At 71.8% G+C, this 15,274-nt stretch carries 15 protein-coding genes; 6 read left to right on the forward strand and 9 right to left on the reverse strand.

Going from position 1 to position 15,274, the window contains the following annotated elements; genetic code table 11:
* The first annotated feature begins 156 nt into the window (after nt 1–156).
* Entirely contained in the window at nt 157–723 is a 567-nt protein-coding gene (locus AC07FJ_RS30290; protein ID WP_479052409.1) for a GNAT family N-acetyltransferase, read from the forward strand.
* Nucleotides 724–729: 6 nt separating this feature from the next.
* On the opposite strand, the gene AC07FJ_RS30295 is transcribed toward AC07FJ_RS30290, so the two are convergent.
* The 7 genes from AC07FJ_RS30295 to AC07FJ_RS30325 all read right to left on the reverse strand — a co-directional run bounded on the left by AC07FJ_RS30295 (nt 730) and on the right by AC07FJ_RS30325 (nt 8,740).
* A complete protein-coding gene (locus AC07FJ_RS30295; RefSeq protein WP_479052410.1) occupies nt 730–2,283 on the reverse strand; it encodes a type VI secretion protein in 1,554 nt (517 codons plus the stop codon).
* 1 nt (nt 2,284) lies between these two features.
* The gene (locus tag AC07FJ_RS30300) at nt 2,285–3,685 is read right to left on the reverse strand and encodes an ATP-binding protein (RefSeq protein ID WP_361416905.1); all 1,401 of its coding nucleotides are present in this window, start codon (nt 3,683–3,685) and stop codon (nt 2,285–2,287) included.
* Nucleotides 3,686–3,699: 14 nt separating this feature from the next.
* On the reverse strand, nt 3,700–5,268 hold the full coding sequence (locus tag AC07FJ_RS30305; RefSeq protein WP_479052411.1) for an SCO6880 family protein: 1,569 nt from the start codon (nt 5,266–5,268) through the stop codon (nt 3,700–3,702).
* Nucleotides 5,265–6,647: a hypothetical protein gene (locus AC07FJ_RS30310; RefSeq protein ID WP_479052412.1), complete on the reverse strand. Its 1,383-nt coding sequence runs from the start codon at nt 6,645–6,647 to the stop codon at nt 5,265–5,267. Before AC07FJ_RS30310 ends, AC07FJ_RS30305 begins: the two co-directional genes overlap by 4 nt.
* Complete coding sequence (locus AC07FJ_RS30315) at nt 6,637–7,449, reverse strand: DUF8175 domain-containg protein (RefSeq protein WP_479052413.1); 813 nt, start codon at nt 7,447–7,449, stop codon at nt 6,637–6,639. The genes AC07FJ_RS30310 and AC07FJ_RS30315 overlap by 11 nt, the downstream gene beginning before the upstream one ends.
* A gap of 103 nt (nt 7,450–7,552) precedes the next feature.
* Nucleotides 7,553–7,861 carry a hypothetical protein gene (locus tag AC07FJ_RS30320; RefSeq protein ID WP_017945892.1) on the reverse strand — a complete coding sequence of 103 codons (309 nt, stop codon included), beginning with the start codon at nt 7,859–7,861 and terminating at the stop codon, nt 7,553–7,555.
* 291 nt (nt 7,862–8,152) lie between these two features.
* Entirely contained in the window at nt 8,153–8,740 is a 588-nt protein-coding gene (locus tag AC07FJ_RS30325) for a TetR/AcrR family transcriptional regulator (RefSeq protein ID WP_479052414.1), read from the reverse strand.
* Between the two features lie 119 nt (nt 8,741–8,859).
* Here AC07FJ_RS30325 and AC07FJ_RS30330 point away from each other — a divergent pair, with 119 nt between their 5' ends.
* From AC07FJ_RS30330 to AC07FJ_RS30345, 4 genes are all read left to right on the forward strand, one after another.
* Nucleotides 8,860–9,747, forward strand: a complete 888-nt coding sequence (locus AC07FJ_RS30330; RefSeq protein WP_479052415.1) for an NAD(P)-dependent oxidoreductase — start codon at nt 8,860–8,862, stop codon at nt 9,745–9,747.
* Between the two features lie 25 nt (nt 9,748–9,772).
* Nucleotides 9,773–10,579, forward strand: coding sequence for an SAM-dependent methyltransferase (locus AC07FJ_RS30335; protein WP_479052416.1), 807 nt, complete (start codon nt 9,773–9,775; stop codon nt 10,577–10,579).
* Between the two features lie 105 nt (nt 10,580–10,684).
* Nucleotides 10,685–11,707, forward strand: a complete 1,023-nt coding sequence (locus tag AC07FJ_RS30340) for a C40 family peptidase (protein ID WP_479052517.1) — start codon at nt 10,685–10,687, stop codon at nt 11,705–11,707.
* A 121-nt stretch (nt 11,708–11,828) separates the two neighbouring features.
* On the forward strand, nt 11,829–12,539 hold the full coding sequence (locus AC07FJ_RS30345; RefSeq protein ID WP_479052417.1) for a phosphatase PAP2 family protein: 711 nt from the start codon (nt 11,829–11,831) through the stop codon (nt 12,537–12,539).
* Between the two features lie 11 nt (nt 12,540–12,550).
* On the opposite strand, the gene AC07FJ_RS30350 is transcribed toward AC07FJ_RS30345, so the two are convergent.
* On the reverse strand, nt 12,551–13,996 hold the full coding sequence (locus AC07FJ_RS30350) for an FAD-binding oxidoreductase (protein ID WP_479052418.1): 1,446 nt from the start codon (nt 13,994–13,996) through the stop codon (nt 12,551–12,553).
* A gap of 28 nt (nt 13,997–14,024) precedes the next feature.
* Nucleotides 14,025–14,219, reverse strand: coding sequence for a hypothetical protein (locus AC07FJ_RS30355; RefSeq protein ID WP_479052419.1), 195 nt, complete (start codon nt 14,217–14,219; stop codon nt 14,025–14,027).
* Between the two features lie 121 nt (nt 14,220–14,340).
* Between AC07FJ_RS30355 and AC07FJ_RS30360 the strand changes: the two genes are divergently transcribed.
* Nucleotides 14,341–15,174, forward strand: coding sequence for an SCO4651 family lipoprotein (locus AC07FJ_RS30360; protein ID WP_479052420.1), 834 nt, complete (start codon nt 14,341–14,343; stop codon nt 15,172–15,174).
* Nucleotides 15,175–15,274 lie beyond the last annotated feature (100 nt).

Consider the following 15,274-nt stretch of genomic DNA (forward strand, 5'->3'; position numbering starts at 1 on the left):
CGATGGTACTGCAGGGGGGACCCTGTGGGAGAGTAGGACGCCGCCGAACAATTTTTGGGGAAAGCCCCGCACCTTCTGGTGCGGGGCTTTTCTGCATTCCGGACCCGTTGACGGAAATGGGTTGGCTGGCGGGACCTCGGGCGGCAGGATCGGGGGATGCGATACCTCATCCGTTCCCTCCGTGCCGACGAGTGGCGACAGGCCCGCGAGATACGCCTGGCCGCCCTCCAAGATCCCGCCGCGCCCGTCGCCTTCCTCGACACGTACGAGAACGCCTCCGCCCAGCCCGACTCCTTCTGGCGCGAGCGGACGGCCCGGTCGGCCGAGGGCAGCGACAGCGTCCGCCAGTTCGTCGCGGAGACGCCCGACGGCAGCTGGGCCGGCACGGTGACCGTCCTCGTGGAGCGGGCCGGCGGAGACGTACGGTTCGGGGAACCGGCGAAGACCGACCAGACGCACGTCGTCGGCGTGTACGTACGGCCTGAGGCGCGCGGCAGTGGGCTGGCCGAGGCGCTGATGCGCGCGGGTGTGGAGTGGTCCTGGGCCCTGGACGGGCCTCCGATCGAACGCGTACGGCTCTATGTGCATGAGCGGAACGCGCGCGCGGCGGCGCTCTACCGCAAGGTGGGTTTCGTGCCGACGGGTGAGAGCGTGCCGATGGAGGGCGACAGCGACGGCGCGCTGGAGCTGGAGTACGAGATCAGGCGGCCGGCCGGGGTCTAGCAGGCCCTAGGCGGGCCCGAGGGTGTGGTGCGGCCAGCGGGTGCGGCCCTGTTCGGGGGAGCGGAGCAGCGCGAGCGTGGGCATGCCCGCCTCGTGGCCGCTCAACAGCAGCTCGGGCAGGTTGGGCAGCGGGGCCACCGCGGCGATGTCGTCGAGGACCAGCGCCATTGGTGGGTCGAGCCGACCGTCGGATGACCGTGCGGCCATGCGGCGGCCGTGCTCGACCACGTGCGAGGCGAGCGCGGTGAGAAGGGGCATCGCGCCCGGGCGGGTGCGGGGGTCCTCGATGGATTCCCCCACCACATAAAGGGTGCCCCCTTCTTGGATAAATGATTCCAAGGTCAGCGAATCAGTTCGATGGGGTGTGCACGCCTCGCGGATGTGGACCGAGGAGAGGGACGACAGCGCGCGGACCGCCAACTCCTGGGCGATCTCGCGGCGTTCCGGGTACGCGGTGAGGGCGGACTCCAGGAGGCCTGCGTGGCTGTTGGTGGCCTTGGGGTGGGTGCGCAGGATGCGTACGGGTTCGTGGGCGCCGTTGTTCTGCGCCCAGCGGTGCACCTGCTTGAACGGGCGCCCGTCGACGGCCGCCGCGTGCAGCCAGCAGCGCATGAGCGTTTCGGCGGTGTCCGCGACCGCCTCGTCCATCCGGGCCGGAGGGCGTACGGGCGCCAGGAGCGCGGCGGCGCGGGCCGCGGCCGTGTCGGTGTCCTCGCACCCGGAGCTGGGCGACCAGTGGAGGCGCGCCGGCGTGTCACAGAGGTGGCCGGGGTCGTAGACGAGGACGGGGCCGAGCTTGGCGCGGGCGTCCTTGGTCTCCGCCCAGAGGGTGGGGTCGGAGGTGACGACGAGCGCGGCGCCGTCGGCGTCGTGGATGGCCTGGAGGGCGGTCGGGCGGCGGGCGTTCGGGCCGCCGTAGAGGACCCGGGGCGCGCGGGGTGTCGGGACCTTGGGCGTGGTGAGTACGGGGGCAGGAGAGGTGCCCACGCCCATGCCCGTTCCCGTGCCAGTAGCCGGGGTTGGTGCTGTGTCCGCGGCGGCGGGCGCGGGTGCAGGTGCAGGTGCGGGGGCCGGGGTGCTGCGGGCTTTGGCAGGTGCGGGCTCGGGCTCGGGCGCGGGCTCGGGCGCGGGCGTCCGGGCCTGCTCGCGGTCGGGCGCGTACCCGTGCTCGTACGCCTTGGGGTGCCGCCGGGAGGACCGCACCGCGCGCCAGCGGGCCAGCGTGCCGAGGACGAACACCGTGAGCACCACCAGCACCATCAGCTCGCCGATGAACAGGCCCCAGAACAGCCCGTACCCCGAGAGCTGCTCCGGCGGGGTGTCCGGCCACGCGCCCGGGAGGTGGTGGGGCTGGGACATGAGGGCGCGCATCGCCGACGGCGTACGGCCGAAGGTGACGGCGTCCGGCCAGGAGCCGTGGGCCAACAGGCCCGCCAGGCCGGTGGCCGTCCACACCAGGATCGACACGCCGAGCAGGAAGCCCAGCAGGCCCACCAGCAGACCGTCGGGGATGCCGCCCTCGGCACCCCGTTCGGCCCCCCGCTCGCGCTCGCGCCGCATGTCACGCCACCGTCGACTGTGAGGACTCGTTCATCTGCCGCTCCATGAGCGCCGCGCGCTGCTCCGCCTCCCATTCCGCCGCCTGGATGTCGTCCGGTACGGAGGATTCCGTCATCGCGCGGTCCGTGTAGACCAGGGGGCGTTCGGCCTCCGTGATCAGGTGTTTGACCACCTGGACGTTGCCGTTGACGTCCCAGACCGCGATGCCGGGGGTGAGGGTCGGGATGATTTCCACCGCCCAGCGCGGCAGGCCCAGGACCCGGCCCGTCGCCCGCGCCTCGTCCGCCTTCTGGGCGTAGATCGTGCGCGTGGACGCCATCTTCAGGATCGCCGCGGCTTCGCGCGCGGCCGCTCCGTCCACGACGTCGGAGAGGTGGTGGACGACCGCCACGAAGGACAGGCCGAGGCGTCGGCCGAACTTCAGCAGCCGCTGGAACAGCTGGGCCACGAACGGGCTGTTGATGATGTGCCACGCCTCCTCCACCAGGAAGATGCGCTTCTTGCGGTCCGGCCGGATCCAGGTGTGCTCCAGCCACACGCCCACGATGGCCATCAGGATCGGCATCGCGATCGAGTTGCGGTCGATGTGGGAGAGGTCGAAGACGATCAGCGGCGCGTCGAGGTCGATGCCGACCGTCGTCGGGCCGTCGAACATGCCCCTCAGGTCACCGTCGACCAGCCGGTCCAGGACCAGAGCCACGTCCAGGCCCCAGGCGCGTACGTCGTCTATGGCGACGTTCATCGCCGCCGCCGACTCGGGCTCCGGGTGGCGCAGCTGCTCGACGATGTCGGACAGCACCGGCTGGCGGTCGGTGATGGTCTCGTTGACGTACGCGTGCGCGACCTTGAGCGCGAAGCCGGAGCGCTCGTCCAGGCCGTGCCCCATCGCGACCTCGATGATCGTACGGAGCAGGGCGAGCTGGCCGGTGGTGGTGATCGACGGGTCGAGGGGGTTGAGGCGGATGCCGTCGTCGAGGGCGGCCATCGGGTCGAGCCGGATGGGGGTTATCCCCAGCTGCTGTGCGATCAGGTTCCACTCGCCGACGCCGTCCTCGCCCTGGGCGTCGAGGACGACGACCTGCCGGTCGCGGAAGCGGAGCTGGCGGAGCACGTACGTCTTCTCCAGCGCCGACTTGCCGTTGCCGGACTCGCCGAGCACCAGCCAGTGGGGGGCCGGGAGCTGCTGCCCGTACAGCTGGAAGGGGTCGTAGATGTACCCCTTGCCGCTGTAGACCTCGCGGCCGATGATCACGCCGGAGTCGCCGAGGCCGGGGGCGGCGGTCGGCAGGTAGACGGCCTGGGCCTGGCCCGTCGACGTACGGACGGGCAGGCGGGTCGTCTCGACCTTCCCGAAGAGGAAGGAGGTGAAGGCCTCGGTGAGGGCGGACAGCGGATCACGCATGAGGATCAGGGCCCCTATCGGCGGATGCCGGTCGCGAACGGCAAGGTGTTCACAAAGGCCCGGTGGTGTTCGCGGTCGCACCACTCCAACTTCAGATACGACTTGCCGGCCGAGGCCCTGATCGTCCGCTTGTCCCTGGCCAGGGCCTCGGGCGAACGAGACGACACAGTGATGTACCCGACAAGATTCACTCCTGCCGCGCCGCTGGCGAGATCTTCACCCCGCTGGTCGAGCCGGCCGTGCGCGGCGATGTCGCGCGGGTCGACGGTGCGGTTCATCTTGGCGGCGCGGCTGGCCTCCGCCTCGTCGTTCGTCTTCTCGGTCAGCATGCGCTCGATGGCGACCTCGGTCGGTTCGAGGTCCATGCAGACGGCGACGGTCCGGATGACGTCCGGGGTGTGGACGAGGAGCGGGGCGAGGAAGTTGACGCCGACGGGGGTCATCGGCCACTCCTTCACCCACGCGGTGGCGTGGCACCAGGGTGCGCGGGTGGACGACTCGCGGGTCTTGGCCTGGAGGTAGGTGGGCTCGACGGCGTCGAGCTCGGCGGGCCAGGCGTTCCGCTTCGTCATCGCCTGGATGTGGTCGATGGGGTGGTCCGGGTCGTACATGGAGTGCACGAGGGAGGCGAGGCGGGCCTGGCCGAGGGGCTGGCGGACGCGGATGTCGGCCTCGGCGAGCCGGGCGCAGATGTCGGTGAGCTCGCGGGCCATGACGACGGCGAGACCGGCGTCCTTGTCGAGCTTCCCACCCCTTCCGCCCTTGGTGCCGGCGGTGTGCCGGGCGGCGCGGGCCATGGCGTGGGCCTCGGCGGCCAGTTCGCGGGTGTAGTGCATGCAGGCGACGAGGTACGCGCGGTGCTGCTCGCTGGAGGTGGAGACCATGGACTGGAGCTGGTCGTACGAGTCCTGGAGCCACGCGGGGCTCTTGGGGTCGCCGCGCTGGGCGACGTCCTTGGCGTGGGCGTCGGGGTCGGCGGGGAGGGTGCGGGCCAGCATCTGAAGGCGCGTCACGAAGCCGTCGCCGTTGGCGACGTGCTTGAGGAGGGTGCCGAAACGGTCCACCAGGGCTTCCTGGTCCTCGCTGTCGCGCAGGCCGACGCCCGGGCCCTCGATCTCGATGGCGGCGGTGACGGTGCGGCGGTCGGCGTGGAGGAGGACGGCGATCTCGTCGGGGCCGAAGGGGGCGGAGAGCCAGTTGATGCGGCCGATGCCGGGCGGCGGGCCGACCTCGACCTCGCGGCCGTCGATGCGGGTGCCGGCCTCCATGGCGGCGGAGCGGTAGGCGGTGCCCTGCCGGAGGGTGCGCTTGTAGCTGCGGTTGATCTCGAACCACTTGTAGAAGGTGCGGTGCTTGTACGGGACGTACACGGCGGCGAGGGCGAGCAGCGGGAAGCCCATGAGCAGCACGATCCGCAGGGAGAGGACCGGGACGAGGAGACCGCTCATCATGCCGAGGAACGCGCCGGCGATGATCAGGGCGATCTCGCCGGTCTCGCGGTTCTTGCCGATGATGGCGTTGGGCCGGGCCCTGCCGATGAGGTACGTGCGGCGGGGCGTGATCGCTGGGGACTGGGTCGTCAACGCCCTCCACCTCCTGTGCTTCCTGTGCCTGTGTTGGTGCCTGTGCTCTTGCGGTGGCTGTGCGGGGTGCCGGTGGTGGGACTGCTGCTACCGGGGCTGCGGGGCGGGGGTGCGGCGGAGGGGACAGTTCCGCCGCCGCCCGAGCCTCCTGCGCCTCCTGCGCCGCCTCCGGCCGTCGGCGTACGGGAGCTGTGGGCGGACATGCCGCCGGTGACGGCGCCGGCGGGCTGGGGGGCGCCGGAGCCGCCGCCTGAGTCGTTGCGGGTGCTGTGGGTCTTGATGCCCTGCGAGACGAGGGCAGCGGGCGAGGAGATGACGGCGGCGGCCTTGTTCTCGGCGCTGTTCTGGATGCGGTTGTTGCGGGAGGCCGCGATCTCGTCGCCGAAGCCGGGGACGAAGCGGTAGATCATCGCGGAGGCGAAGATCGCGAGCAGGATGATGGCGAGGCCGGTGACGACCGCGGAGAACGCCTTCGGTCCGTCGTCGCCGGCGAGCGCCCCGGCGAGGCCGAGCACGATGATGATGACCGGCTTGACCAGGATCACCGCGATCATGATGCCGGCCCAGCGGCGTACGTGGCCCCAGAGGTTCTTGTCGACGAGGCCGGCGTAGACGACGACGCCGAGGAGGGCGCCGACGTACAGGAGCACGGCCCGGAGGAACAGCTCCAGGTAGAGCACGCCCGCGGCGAGGACGGTCACGAGCGACACGATGATCAGCATGATCGGCCCGCCGCCGATGCCGTCGCCCTTCTGGAGCGCCTCCTTGAAGCCGCCGAAGAACACGTCCGTCTGGCCGCCGGTACTCTGCGCGATCACCTCGGTGACGGCGTCGGTCGCGGAGACGACGGTGTAGAGGATCAGCGGCGTGAAGGCGGACGCGAGGACCGTCAGCCACAGGAACCCGATGGCCTCGGACATGGCGGTCGCGAGCGGTACGCCGCGGATGGCGCGCTTGGCGACGGCGAGGAGCCAGAGGAGGAGGGTGAGGACGGTGGCGGCGGCGAAGACGACGGCGTACTGGGCGAGGAAGGTGCCGTTGGTGAAGTCGACCTCGGCGGTGGACTTCACCGCCTTCGACAGCGCGTCGATGATCTCCACGGCGGCGTCGGCGCAACCGCGGGAGAGGGAGGCGAGGGGGTCGAGGGCGGCGGTGGGGTCGGTGGGGGTGGAGCGGGGGGCCCGGCCACCGCTCTCGCCGTTGCTGCAGTACTCCTTTGCAGGCCCGATCAGCAGGTCGCAAGGGTCGTTGCTGGAACTTGGCGATGGTGTCGGCGTGGGGGCTGCACCAGCGCGGGTTGCAAAGAGGAAGAGCGCCGTCTGAACGGTCGCCAGCGCGGCGACGACCGAGCCGGTACGGCGCTGAGGGCTACCGGGCATACGTAAAGCCTCCGTACTCCGCAACGGCCTTACTGATCTCGTCCGCGCTGGAGGCCGCGATGTCTCCGGGCACGGGAGCCGGTCCGTCCTTCTGGGAGTCCGCGGCGACCTTCCAGTCGTTGCCGGTCCACTGCAGGTCGAAGGTCCACGTCTTCCACGTGGTGCTGACTGGGTCTGTCGACTGGGGGCCGGACATGCCGATCAATCCCGTGTACCAGACCGAGACCTTCGCCGTGTCTCCACCGAAGCTCTCGACCTTGGTGCCGACCGGGATAGTTCGGGAGACGAAGGTGCTGCCCTGGGGAGGGTTGCCGGCGGCGTCCAGGCCGAGTCGCTGCAGGAAATTCGCAGAGTAAGCATCGTCCTGCGGCCCCTTGAGCTTGGCTGCGGCCGCTGGGGTGTAGATCGTGTCGACGATTGTGTGACGAGTTTCCTTCTTGAACATGCCGTCGGAGCCGAGAGCGACGGCATAGTTGGACGCCGCGCTCTGCGCCCCCTGCTCGTCGTGTGCGTACCCCGTCGGGATCGTGCCGTCCTTGCCCGTCACCGGGCGGACGCCCGTCGCCGATGTGGGGGCCGCGGCCCCCGGGTCCTTGGCCGTGTCGTCCGAGGTGCCGCCGTCGGTGCCGCTTCGGTTCGCGAAGGCGATGGCGGCGATCAGCAGCACCACCACACCCACCACCGTGATCAGCGAGCGCGAGTTGCGCGCCGGGCGGCGGGCGCCGCCGTAGACGTCGCCGGTGCCGCCGTCGGGCAGGCGGGTGCGGGTCTGGCCGCCGTCGTTCTCGTCGCCGAGGCTCATGACGGGTACGCCCCCTCAACCTTTCGCTGTTCGGTGTGGTGACTTGACATCAGGTGACGCAACCTCAGGGAGCCGGGACCGCGGGGGCCGCTGGCGGGCGGGGCTAGACGGCCATCCCGTACACGATGGTGAAGAGCGTGCCCAGCGAGCCGATGATGAAGACTCCGGTCAGGCCGGCCACGATGAGGCCCTTGCCCTGTTCGGCGCTGAACGTGTCCCGGAGGGCGGTCGCGCCGATGCGCTGCTTCGCCGCTCCCCAGATCGCGATGCCCAGGCACAGCAGGATGGCCACGGCCATCACGACCTCGATCATCACGCGGGCCTCGTTACCAAGGCTCCCGAAAGGCCCCCAGTTCGGGGCGATTCCGCCGATGATGGTGGTGATGTCGCCTTTTTCAGCCGCCAGGTACATGTAACTCACCGCCCCTGTTGGGTAATTCGACGCCCCTGCCACTCGGCACGGGTCACCGCACTATCTTCGCTGATGAAACCGCCCGCGTATGCCGACTTGGCTGGTCTCTTTACCCGATCCCCGCACGTTTGACCGGCCCGACCGTCGTGACCTGCGTCGGGTGGTGGACCGGGTGTGCGCGCGTACGCGTACGGTCACTCTGTGTATCACGGGGGGTGACTCCGGGCAATGACTGTCGTTGTCCCACCTTGGGCCTGTATGCGAGGTCCGTCGCGCCGTCGCCCCGCCGCCTCAGCGGTACGCGGCGACCAGGCGCGCCAGGTGACGCCCCGCCAGCAGGAGGGGCTCTTCGTCGCGGTTCACCTGGGCGGTGACTTCCGCGCCCTCCAGGGTGTTGATGACCGTCATCGCCAGTTCGCGGGCGTCGGTGGCCGGGAGGCCGGAACGCAGGAGCTTGTCGGCGACCATGTCCTGCCAGGCGCGCAGGGCGGTGGCGCAGGCGCGCTGGATGTCGGAGTCCGCGTCGCCGAGCGTCTCGAGGGCGGTGGCCGTGACGGGGCACCCGTCGACCCAGCCGGACTCGCGCAGCGCCTCGGCGAGGAGGCGGGCGCACGCGTCCACGGCGGCGGCCGGGTCGTCGTGGCCGGCCAGGGCCTCGCGGAGGATGGCCGCGAACTCCTCGCCGCTGTGGGTGATCGCGGCGACGGCCACGGCCTCCTTGCCGCCGGGGAAGAAGTGGTAGACGGAGCCGAGGGTGGCCTGCGCCTCCTTGGCGATCTGCTTGATGCCGGTGCCGACGTACCCCTGGCGCTGGATGAGGCGCGCGGCGGCGACGACGATCCGGTCGCGGGTGCTGGCGGGGGACGTGGCGGTCTGCATGGGGCGATCCTACCGAGAAATTGAGTAGAGCGTTCGTTCTAGAGCTGTGCTACGGTCGCGTCAGCGTTCTAGATAGAGCGTTCGTTCTAGCCCGTGCAAGCGAGTGGAGAGGTATTCCCATGAACGCGAACAAGACCCCCGCCCCCGTCACCGTCATCGGCCTCGGCCCCATGGGCCAGGCCATGGCCGGTGCCCTCCTCGACCGCGGCCACCGCGTCACCGTCTGGAACCGCACAGCCTCCCGCGCCGACGCCCTCGTCGCCCGCGGTGCGCACCTCGCGCCCTCCGTCGACGACGCGCTCGCCGCGGCCGGGCTCGTGGTGGTGAGCCTGACCGACTACGACGCCCTGTACGCCGTACTGGGCGACGCCGACCCCGCCGCCCTCGCCGGCCGCGTCCTGGTCAACCTCACCTCCGACACCCCGGACAAGGCGCGCGCCGCGGCCGCCTGGGCCGCCGAGCGCGGGGCCACGCAGCTCACCGGCGGCGTGCTCACGCCGCCCTCCGGCATCGGCAGCCCCGACTCCACCACGCTCTACAGCGGCCCGCGCGAGGTGTTCGAGGCGCACCGGGCCACGCTGGAGGTGCTGACCGGCACCGCCGATCACCGGGGCGAGGACCCGGGCCTGGCGGCGCTGCTCTACCAGCTCAACATGACCATGTTCTGGACGGCCCTCACCGGCTACTGGCAGACCCTCGCCATGGCCGACGCCCACGGGCTGAAGGCCGCCGACATCCTGACCCTGGCCGTCGACGCCCTGAACCTGAAGCAGTTCGTGGAGTTCTACGCGCCCCGCGTCGACGCCGGCGACCACCGCGGCGACGTCGACCGGCTGGCCATGGGTGTCGCCAGCGCCGAGCACGTCCTCCACACCGCCCTGGACGCGGGCGTCGACGGCGCCCTCCCCGCGGCCGTCCTCGACGTCTTCCGGCGCGGCGTGGCCGCCGGGCACGGCGCCGACAGCGCCTCCAGCCTCGTGGAGGTGCTCAAGAAGCCCGGCGCGTAAGGCGATTGCGGTCTACGTTGAGGGCGTGACCGACATCGAAGCGAGGATCGACACCGGCAGGCCGCACACCGCCCGCATCTGGAACTACTGGCTCGGCGGCAAGGACAACTATCCCGTCGACCGCGAAGCCGGCGACCGGATCCGCGAGCTTCACCCCGGCATCGGGGCGTACGCCCGCGCGGACCGGCTCTTCCTGGGGCGGGCGGTGCGCCACCTGGCGGCGGAGGCGGGCATCCGCCAGTTCCTGGACGTCGGCACGGGCCTGCCGACCGCCGACAACACCCACGAGGTCGCGCAGCGCGTCGCACCGGACGCGCGGGTGGTGTACGTCGACAACGACCCGCTCGTCCTCGCCCACGCCCGCGCGCTCCTCTCCGGTACGCCGGAGGGGCGCACGGACTACGTGGACGCCGACCTGCGGGACACGGACGCCGTCCTGGCGGCCGCGGCCAAGACCCTGGACCTCGACCGGCCCGTCGCGCTCATGCTGCTGGGCGTGGTCATGTTCGTCGAGGAAGACGCCGAGTCGTACGCCGTCGTCCGGCGCCTCCTGGACGCGCTGGCGCCCGGCAGCCACCTGGTGCTGTCCCACACCGTGCGCCACCCCGCGATGCCGGACGTCGACGCGGCGGTCGCCTTCTGGAACGAGCACGGCACTCCGAAGCTCACCCAGCGCACCCCCGAGGCCATCACGCGCTACTTCGACGGCTTGGAGCTCCTGGCCCCGGGCGTCGTCTCCTGCTCCCGCTGGCGTGCCGAGGGCGTCCAGGACCCGGAGGCGGCGGAGGCGGAGGAGGTCGCGATGTACGCGGGTGTCGGCCGTACGTCTTGAGTCAGCCTGAGTCAGCCTGAGTCGTCCTGAGTCGGCCCCTGAAAACGGGGCCCGCCACCTACACTGGCCCCCGGTGGACTCCCACGGCACGAGGGGTGGTTGACGGTGCGTAAGGGCTGGCTCGTCGCCGGGGGAGCCGTCGGGCTGTGCATGGCGTTCGTCGCGTTGCTCGTCGTCGGGACGTACTCCGCGGCCGCCGGGCTCTTCGGCGGGGCCGGGAGTGCCACCCGGGGCGTGGTGGGGCTGGCCAAGGGGGCCGTGCCCGCGGCGTACCAGGGGCTCGTGCAGCGGTGGGGGAACCTGTGCCCCGCCATCAACCCGGCGCTGCTGGCCGCGCAGTTGTACCAGGAGAGCGGCTTCAACCCCAAGGTGACCAGCCACGCCAACGCCATGGGCATCGCGCAGTTCATCCCCGGCACCTGGGCCTCGCACGGCATCGACGGCGACGGGGACGGCGACCGGGACGTGTGGGACCCGGCCGACGCCATCCCGTCGGCCGCCTCGTACGACTGCGAGTTGGCCGGGTACGTGAGGAAGGTGCCCGGCGACCCGACCAACAACATGCTCGCGGCCTACAACGCCGGTGCGTACCGGGTGATAAAGGCCGGTGGGGTGCCGCGCATCAGCGAGACGCAGAACTACGTCCGCATCATCCGCTCCCTGGAGAAGAGCTTCGCCCGGCCGGTCGGGCGCGTGGAGCCGTCGAAGCAGGCGGCCGGGGCGATCTACTTCGCGCAGAAGAAGCTCGGCACGCCCTACCTGTGGGGCGGCAACGGCACGCCCGAGCAGCAGGGCCGCTTCGACTGTTCCGGGCTCACGCAGGCCGCGTACCGGACCGTCGGGATCGAGCTGCCGCGCGTCGCCAACGACCAGTACAACGCCGGGCCGCATCCGAGCCGGGACGAGCTGCTCCCCGGTGATCTGGTCTTCTTCTCCGATGATCTGACGAACTCGCGGGCCATCCGGCACGTGGGTATCTACGTCGGCGGCGGGTACATGATCAACGCGCCGTACACCGGCGCCGTCATCCGTTTCGACAAGATCGACACCCCCGACTACTTCGGCGCGACCCGCGTCACCGAAGATGGCGCGAAAGCACTGCCGAACCGCGCGGCCGATCCGGTCTGAGCTGCGGCGACGTATCTCTCTTCGATAACGTCATCGTGATCGTTCGGTGGAGAGTGGAACGTACGCTTCCCTCGTGTCGTTCCCTGGACTGACACAGTGACAAGGCAAGGGGCCGCAGCAGATGGCTGGACTCGCATCGGACGGTTCGAACCCCGATGTCAGCCTGCTCTACGACATCAACGGGCTGGCCAAGTCCGCCCCGACCTGGTTCGACCGGGTCATGGAGTTCGTCGGCGAGTACGGGATCATGCTCGCGATGGTGTTGGTCGTGCTCTGGTGCTGGTGGAGCGCGCGGCGCCGGGGCGGGCCGGAGGACTCCATCTCCACCGTCGCCGCCCTGGTGTGGGCGCCGCTCGCCGCCGGGATCGCCCTCCTGGTCAACATCCCGATCCGCGGCTTCGTGGAGCGGCCGCGGCCCTTCCGCGACCACCAGGGACTCGAGGTCCTCGTCGCGGGCAAGACCGACTACTCCTTCGTGAGCGACCACGCCACCATGGCCATGGGCATCGGCGCCGCGCTCTTCGTCGCCCACCGGAAGTTCGGCCTGGCCGCCATCGGCCTCGCCCTCGCCGAGGGCTTCTGCCGCGTCTACATGGGCGTCCACTACCCCACCGACGTCGTCGGCGGCTTCGCCCTCGGCACGGCCGTGGCCCTGCTCCTCGCCCCGCTCGCCCTCGCGCTGCTCACGCCGCTCGTGTCGGCCGTGGCCCGTTCGGAACGGGCCGGGTGGCTCGTACGCTCGCGAAAAGCCCGCGCTCGGGGGGAGCTGCACGAGACGGTGGACCTGCCCGAACCCAAGGTGGGCGGTAGCGAGAACGACCTCGCGGCATAGCCGCCGGGGCGTCAGAAAGCCTGCGGGAAGGTGAAGAGGCGCTGCGGGTCGTAGCGCCGCTTCACCTCGGACAGGCGGCCCGCCGCCGCGCCGTAGTACGCCGTGCGCCAGTCCTTGAGCGCCGGGTCGGGGTAGTTCTGGTACGCCGACCCCGAGACGTACGGCCCCAGGGAGTCCCGCGCGGTCGCCAGCCAGGCCCGCTGCGCCGCTCCCGGGGTGCCCGGGCGCCAGGAGGCCCAGTACTGCACCAGGATCCGCTGCCGCCGGTGCACGAAGGCCGTGGCGAGCGGGTCGACGCGGCCCGTCGCGCCGCCGAACGCCGTGAGCTGCACAGACCCGGTCCCGCCGCCCTCGGCCGCCGGGATGCGGGCGAAGGCCTCCGGGGCGGCCGTCAGCGCCGCGACCGCCGCCGGTGACAGCTCCCGGTCGAAGAAGTCCGACACGGCGGTGTACGTGTTCCGCCGCAGCACGCCCCGCGGATCGCTGCCCGGGGTGGTGCCCGGCAGGTGGCACTGCGCCTCCGTCAGCCCGGCGCACTCCGCGTACGTCAGCATCGCTTCCAGGTACGTGCGGTTCTGCAGGTGTACGGAGTCGGCGGGGGCGCCCGCGTGGTCGGCGAGGTGGTCGAGGGCGTTCTCCAGCTCCGTACGGTCGCCGACGGTGCAGACGGACAGGGTGAGGGCGGGTCCCGCGCCCGGGTCCGCCGCCAGGCGCAGGGCCGACCAGATCTCGTCGGGCTGCGCCGGGCCCCACGCCTGCCAGGCGGCCAGGACGGACCGGGCCCGCGCCCATGGCCAGGTGAGCCGCCCGGAGACGACGGTCGCCGGCACCGGGTGCGTACGGAAGCGCAGCTCGGTGACGACCCCCAGGGTTCCGGCGCCGGCGCCGCGCAGCGCCCAGAAGAGATCCGGGTGCTCCTCGGCGTCGGCGGTCAGGCGCCGCCCGTCCGCCGTGACGATGGTGGCGCTGGTGAGGCTGTCGCAGGTCAGGCCGTACGCGCGCGAGGTCACGCCGTGCCCGCCGCCGAGCGTGAGGCCCGAGATCCCGACCGTCGGGCAGGTGCCGGCCGGGATTGCGCGGCCGTGGCGGGCGAGGGCGCGGTAGACGTGGACGAGCCTGGCGCCCGCGCCGATCGCGGCGGCCGTGCCGTCGGGGCGCACGTGGTCGATGCCCGACACGTCGATGACCAGGCGGCCCGTGCCGCTGGACCAGCCGGTGTAGGAGTGGCCGCCGCTGCGGAGGGCGACCGGTGTGCGGTGGCGGCGTGCGAAGGCGAGGCACGTGCGGACGTCGTCGTCTCCGGTGACGTACGCGACGGCGGCGGGGCGGAGGTCGTCGAAGCGGGTGTTGTAGAGGAGGCGGGCGGTGGCGTAGTCGGCGTCGCCGGGGCGTACGAGCGGGCCGGCGAGGCCGCGGGCGAGGGCGGCCCAGTCGGCCCGGTCGGCCCGGTCGTCCATGGCGTGACCTTTCCCCGGACGGTTGCGGTCAGTCGGCGTCGGTCGCGTCGGCCGGTGGCGCGGTCGTGTGCGCCGCCGCGTCCGTACGGGCCCGGTCCCGCGAGCGCCGCGCCGGGCCCGACCAGCCGCAGCTGCAGCGGGCCACGCAGAACGAGCCGCGTTCGATGGTGGTGGCTTCGTGGCCGCTCGTGACGGCGGGGGGTGAGTCATGCGTCGCAGGCACGGCACCACGGTACCGGCGTGACGGGGCGCCGCGGTGGTCGTTAAGGGAGGCGGGTGGGGGTCTCGGTCAAGCGCAGTCGGTCAGGCAGGCAGCAGCGTCTAGGCGTTGGGGGTTGCAGGCGATGGTGGTGCAGCGACAGCAGCGGCGGTGTTACGGGCGCGGGCTATCGGCGATGGTGGTCGTGGCCGTGGCCCTGACGGCCGGCGGGTGTTCCGGTCCCGCGGACGCGAGCGCCGGCGTCGGCGCGGACGCCGCGGCCGCCGCCGTGCGCGAGGCCCCCGACGCGCTGACGCGCGCGGGCACGTCCAAGGCCCGTACGTCGATGGAGATGGCGACCGGCGGGACGCGGGTGACGATCCGGGGCGAGGGCGCGTACGACTTCGCCGCGCGGCACGGGCAGCTCAAGGTGGTCCTGCCCAAGGACGCCGCCGGCGGCAGCCGCCACCGGCCGATCACCGAGCTCCTGGCACCCGGCGCGCTCTACATGAAGAACCGCGGCGCCGGTGTGCCCGCCGACAAGTGGGTGCGCGTCGACACGACGACCCTCGCCGACGGGAACCTGGTGACGGGCGGCGCGACCGATCCGGCCGCCGCCGCCGAGCTGCTGCGCGGCGCCGAGCGCGTCGCGTACGTGGGCGAGGAGGAGCTCGCCGGGGTGCCGGTCACGCACTACCGCGGCGTCACCGACCTCGGGCGGGCGGCGCGGACCGCGTCGCCGCAGGTGCGGGGGGCGCTCGCGGCGGCGGCGAAAGGGTTCGCCGACGACGAGGTGCCGTTCGACGCGTACCTGGACCGGGACGGGCGGCTGCGCAAGGTGCGCCACCGGTTCAGCTTCACCAACGAGGGGCGCACGGTCGCCGTCGCGTCGACGACGCTGCTGTACGACTTCGGCGTGCCCGTCGTCGTACAGCTGCCGCCGCGGAAGGACATCTACGCCGGGAAGATCAGGGCCTAATGGTGTCCCTGGGGCCCGGCAAATGGTCCGGACGTGCCATGCGCGGTGTGTGGTCCCCTCCCTACGCTAGGAAGCCGACTCCCGCAGGAAGAGGTGATGC

This window comes from Streptomyces sp. NPDC045998 (assembly GCF_056430285.1).